The organism is Acetobacter sp. DmW_043 (genome assembly GCF_002153485.1).
Lineage (GTDB): Bacteria > Pseudomonadota > Alphaproteobacteria > Acetobacterales > Acetobacteraceae > Acetobacter > Acetobacter thailandicus.
In genome coordinates, this window is the sequence record NZ_JOMN01000026.1 from 1 (window position 1) to 5,292 (window position 5,292).

The 5,292-nt window shown below is 50.5% G+C and carries 3 protein-coding genes and 1 pseudogene; 2 read left to right on the plus strand and 2 right to left on the minus strand.

What is annotated here, in order from left to right; genetic code table 11:
* Window positions 1-66 precede the first annotated feature (66 nt).
* Window positions 67-1,059, minus strand: coding sequence for an amidohydrolase family protein (locus tag HK11_RS08245; RefSeq protein ID WP_086554883.1), 993 nt, complete (start codon window positions 1,057-1,059; stop codon window positions 67-69).
* 167 nt (window positions 1,060-1,226) lie between these two features.
* Between HK11_RS08245 and HK11_RS08250 the strand changes: the two genes are divergently transcribed.
* Window positions 1,227-2,147, plus strand: a complete 921-nt coding sequence (locus HK11_RS08250) for a LysR family transcriptional regulator (protein WP_369822936.1) — start codon at window positions 1,227-1,229, stop codon at window positions 2,145-2,147.
* Between the two features lie 106 nt (window positions 2,148-2,253).
* Here HK11_RS08250 and HK11_RS08255 read toward each other — a convergent pair.
* Window positions 2,254-3,461 (minus strand): annotated as a pseudogene (locus tag HK11_RS08255) (cation:proton antiporter).
* A 266-nt stretch (window positions 3,462-3,727) separates the two neighbouring features.
* Here HK11_RS08255 and HK11_RS08260 point away from each other — a divergent pair.
* Complete coding sequence (locus tag HK11_RS08260) at window positions 3,728-5,080, plus strand: aspartate aminotransferase family protein (RefSeq protein ID WP_086554885.1); 1,353 nt, start codon at window positions 3,728-3,730, stop codon at window positions 5,078-5,080.
* The last annotated feature ends 212 nt before the right edge of the window (window positions 5,081-5,292 follow it).

Below are 5,292 nucleotides of genomic sequence, written 5' to 3' on the forward strand. Positions count from 1 at the left end.
TTTCACAGTAGGCAATGCCTTCACGAAGATCAGCCATGGCTTTCTCTTCCAGCTTCAGGTCGTAATTTACTGCAGATGCGCCGGTAAGTTTTCTGTTAGCCGCTCCCAGTTTCTATACGCAAATGCCTGCCTGTCGGCCTCATCAAGGCCACAATTTTCGAGAAAACGTCGCGCATCACCTCCTGGGCGGTATTGATACGGATAGTCAGTAGAAAACAATAGTCTGTCCCGGCCGACGATCCGTGCTGCCTGTTCCAGATAATGCGGTAAAAACATACCACTGGCCGTGACATACAGGTTGCGCCGGAAATATGTCTCCATGGAATGATGCAGTCCTGACACACGGTCCATGTTAGCAAGACGCTCGGCATAGAACAGGACCAGTTCGCCCCAGTGACCCAGAATAACCTGTAAGTCCGGAAAGCGATCGAAATGGCCCGCCAGCACCAACCGTAAAAACTGAATGCCCGCATCATAATGCCAGCCGAGACTGAAACAGGAAAATGCAGCATCCACCTGAGGACTAAACCCGGAATAATAAGCCTCCCTGACGGCCTTTTCCGGCGCTCTGGGGTGAAGCAGAACCGGTGCCTTTAATGCGGCAGCACTTTGAAAAACCGGAAGTAAATCAGTATGATCCAGGTTGCGATGGCCCACTCGACCACACAGCATCGTTCCCTTTAACCCAAGTATTCTGACACAGCGCTCGAGTTCCAGGGCAGCTTCGTCGGGCATTGCCACAGGCAGCGTTGCCAGCGCCTGAAAGCGATCGGGGTGGCGACCAGCGGCTTCCGCCACGGCATCATTCGTGCGGCGAGCGAGGTCGATACTGTCTGGTCCCAGGTCGTGCAGTGACGGAGTGGTGAGCGACAGAACCTGTACGTCGAGCCCTGTTTCATCCATGAGGGTTAGTCGCTGTTCGGTGAGATCGTTTAGTCGTGTCTCAAGCAGACCACCATGAAACGCAACACTCGGGTCACTGGCCTCAAGCCCAAGAGCGGACCATGCGTTTTTTATCTCAGGCGTCAGGAAATGTTCTTCGATGCCAATCAGCTTCATAGGTTTCTTCCTCTCAGCAGGCCCTCGTTATGATGGGCATGCCTGTTTTCACGTCATAGAAAATAGAGGTAGAACCAGAGCTGGCGCCAGACGCATTAGCATCAATATATAATTGCATGTAACGCCATCTGCCCAGTCATTGTCGATAGGTTCAATGCATGGAAAACATGGATTTCAATCTTCTGAGGGCGCTGGATGTGCTGCTTGAGGAAGTCAGCGTAACCCGCGCAGCTTACCGGCTTGGGCTCAGCATATCCGCCATGAGCCGCACTCTGACACGCCTTCGCTCCGCGACAGGCGATCCGTTGCTGGTGCGGGCAGGGCGACATCTTGTACCGACACCTTATGCTCTGAAGATTCGTGAGAATGTTCATGCTCTGACCCGCGACGTGCGCACCATTCTGTGCCCGCAGCCGGAAGAAATGAATTTAAAAAAGCTGGATCGGACATTCGTCCTTCGCGCCAATGAAGGTTTTCTGAGCGTCGCTGCTGCGCCTCTGGTAACAGCCATCATGAAAGGAGCACCACAGGTTCGCCTGCGCTTTGCGCCTAAGTCTGATAAAGACGCGTTACCATTGCGAGAGGGGCGCATCGATTTGGAAATTGGTGTCCTGGGCGTGTCTGCACCCGAAATTCGAACCCGGCTTCTTTTCCGGGATGCGTTCGTCGGTGCGGCCCGCATTGGCCATTCACTTTTCATAGACGATGATATCAGCGTAGCGCGCTACGTTGCATGTAGCCATGTCGCCGCTTCACGACGAGGGACATTCAGAGGACCGGTTGATGATGCGCTGGAGCAACTGGGATACCAACGCACAGTATCGGTCGTCGTGCCTGGATTTCCGGAGGCACTCGAAATTGTGCGGCAATCAGATCTGGTGACGCATGTCCCGCGGTCTTGTCTGGCGGCCTGTTCTGATAGTTCTGCGGGGATACCGGGTCTGAGATTGTTTCAGCTTCCGGTTCAGACGCCTGAAATCGCTATTTCCGCCATGTGGCACCCCAGGTTTGATGCTGACCCTGCCCATCAATGGCTTCGTGACACAGTGCAGGCGGTTTGCAGGCAGGTTTTCTCCGGTTGCCGCTAACTGCTTTTGGCAAATTACTTAGCGGTTTTGAACGTCTGGCCAGTCTGCTCAATGGAAACAGAGCAGACTGGCGCCAGATGATTATTTTTTCTCAGGCGTGCCCGGTTTAGGTTTTTGGTTTTACGAGGCTAAAAAGTGGCCCTGTAAGGGTGGTTGAAATAACAGCCAGCACCATAAGAGAAGCAAAAGCGAATTCTGACAGCATACCTTTCTGATGCAAAATTGTTGCCGCAACAATTTCCATAAGCCCCTGCATTGTAAAAGAGAACCTATGCTGAGAGCCTGGCGATAAGACAATCCGGGAGCAGGTGGAAATAAACAGACAGCACCAATTTTTGAAAAAATGGAAATTGCAACAAGAGCCAGAGACGCAATCACTGAAGGCCATGTCAGAGCATCACCATTAATATGCAAACCACTATGCCCAAAAAACATAGGAGCAAGCCAGATAAGAGAAAACGTACCAATTTTCTCTACTGGTAAACGTCTGACCCAGGCTGGGGGCATAATAGCACCGGCAAAATAAGCCCCTATCAATTCATGCAGCCCCAGCTGGTGACTGGCCCAGGAGCCCGCAGCCAGATAAACAGGTATGGTAAGCCATATTACCCAAAGCGGAGGATGAGGAATATTTCGGGTCGCCCATGTCCCGCCACAAATCAGTAAAATCAGCAGTGCAACGGCTAAAAACTCAAGATGTGTCCAGCCATGCAATGCTGAAGTACCTTTTGCCGCAAACTGCAATAACGCCAGACCAATCCACAAAGCCGCATCATCAACTACAGCAAGTTTTAATGCCAGTTGTGCCAGCGGGCGCTGTGCAGGTTCAATTTCACGTACGATACCAATCAGCACTGGCAGCGCGCTGACTGCCATACATAACCCTATGGCTGCAGCTGCGATCATCGGCGTTGTATGAGGAGTATGCCATCCAGGCAGAGAGAGAAAAACCTCATAAGCCAGGAAAGTACCTACGAGAAAAGGGCCGCCAAGGGCAACCGCAGCTCCGCCAATCAGGCGTGCAAATGATGGCTGGGGCAGAGCGTTCTGACTGTCATGCTCGTCAGGGTGCTGCCACATTTCGAGCCCGGCTGTAAACGCCAGAACCAGTACAGCAACCCAGCCAATATAGTCCCCATAAAGAGAGGGGATACCCATTGTACTGACAGGTACATGCCAGACGGCCAGCACCATGCCGACAAGAATAGGCAAAACAGCGATAGGCAGGTTTTTAAGTGTAAGCTGCCACAATAACCAGGGCAGAAGTACAAAAAGCGTTGCATCAGCAAAAAGTGACATGAAATGAGTCAGCATGCGATCCCTTTATAGTGTTATTTGAGAAATAAGAGGCTCTTTAGGGAAGGTATGCAAATATTGCATATTTGCAGCCTGTTGTATGCATAATTTTCAATAATTAATAATATAACTTTTTCATCATATTCATGATGCATCATGACAAAGTCTGATTTCTTTATATAAAAATTTCTGTATAAATACTCATTGTCTCAAAGCTAAAACATTTACAGACAGTTGCACGTAAAAGACCTGAAATGACAGGTCGCATAACTAAAGGGTGCATGATGGTACATTTATCTAACGAGTTTAATTGCGAAGATGCTTTGAAAGATGGCTCATACTGGATGCCATTTACCGCAAACCGTCATGTCAGAAAACAGGCCGGTTCGCGCATAATTTCCTCTGCTAAAGGGGCTTATTATTATACCCCTGACGGAAAAAAACTTTTTGATACGTTATCTGGTCTGTGGTGCACACCGCTAGGGCATGCCGTGCCACGCATCGTGGAAGCTTTGAAAAATCAGGCCGAAGAGCTTGATTATTGCTCATCATTTCAGATGGCCCATCCGGTTGCTGTTCGCCTGGCTAAACGTCTTGCCGATATGGCCCCTGAAAACCTGAACCATGTATTTTTTGCCAATTCAGGGACCGAAGCCGTTGATACAGCCCTCAAACTTGCTTTGGGCTACCACCGCTTAAGAGGTGAGGGCGGACGCTTTCGTATGATCGGGCGCGAACGTGCTTATCATGGCGTTGGCTTTGGCGGCATATCGGTTGGCGGCATTGTGTCTAACAGAAAAATGTTTGCTGCCGGTATGCTGAATGGTGTTGATCATTTGCGGCACACCTATGACCACTCAAAAATGGCCTTTTCAAAAGGTCAGCCCACATGGGGTGCCGACTATGCTGAAGATCTGGAGCGTCTTGTCGCACTACACGACGCCTCAACGATAGCTGCCGTTATTGTTGAGCCGGTACAGGGGTCAACAGGCGTTGTGGTGCCTCCGGTCGGGTATCTGGAGCGTTTACGCGAGATATGCACAAAACACGGTATTTTGCTGATTTTTGATGAAGTAATTACAGGTTTTGGTCGTATGGGAGAAAATTTTGCATCCCGGCGTTTTAACGTCAAACCGGATATGATCACCTTTGCCAAAGCAGTAACCAACGGCATTGTGCCAATGGGAGGCGTGCTGATCAGCAAGGATATCTACGAGACATTTATGACCGGTCCTGAAGAGGCGATTGAGTTTGCTCATGGCTACACATATTCAGGTCACCCGATTGCCGCGGCTGTTAGTCATGCTGTGCTCGATATTATGGAAGAGGGCTCACTGCTAACGCATGTACGTGGTCTCGAACCGGTGCTGGAGAAGGCTGTACACAGCCTGAGTGATCTGCCTGGCGTCAGGGATGTGCGTAATTTTGGCCTGACCGCGGGTATCGACCTTGTGCCAGAAGCAGATTCCCCTGGAAAAAGAGGGAGTGCTCTTTTTGAACTGGGCATGCAGAATGGGCTGCTGCTTCGCTGCACGGGCGATACGTTCTCTCTGGCCCCTCCATTTATTGCGACAGAAGAACAGGTGCTAGACATGGTAGAAACCCTGCGTCGCCTGATTATAACCGTAACGCAATAAAAATGCTAAGGGCAGAGAGAGGCAATGTCTCTCTGCCCTTAGGTGCAGGACCTGTTAATTTATTGAACTGAGCGAGGTGTTGTGATTCACAGGCTTACCGATGGAGAAAGACTGTGAGTGATATATTTCTGTTGTCTGAGAGCCAGATGGAGCGGATTGAGCCGTTTTTTCCTCTGGCACACGGCATGCCCCGTGTGGATGACCGGCGTGTT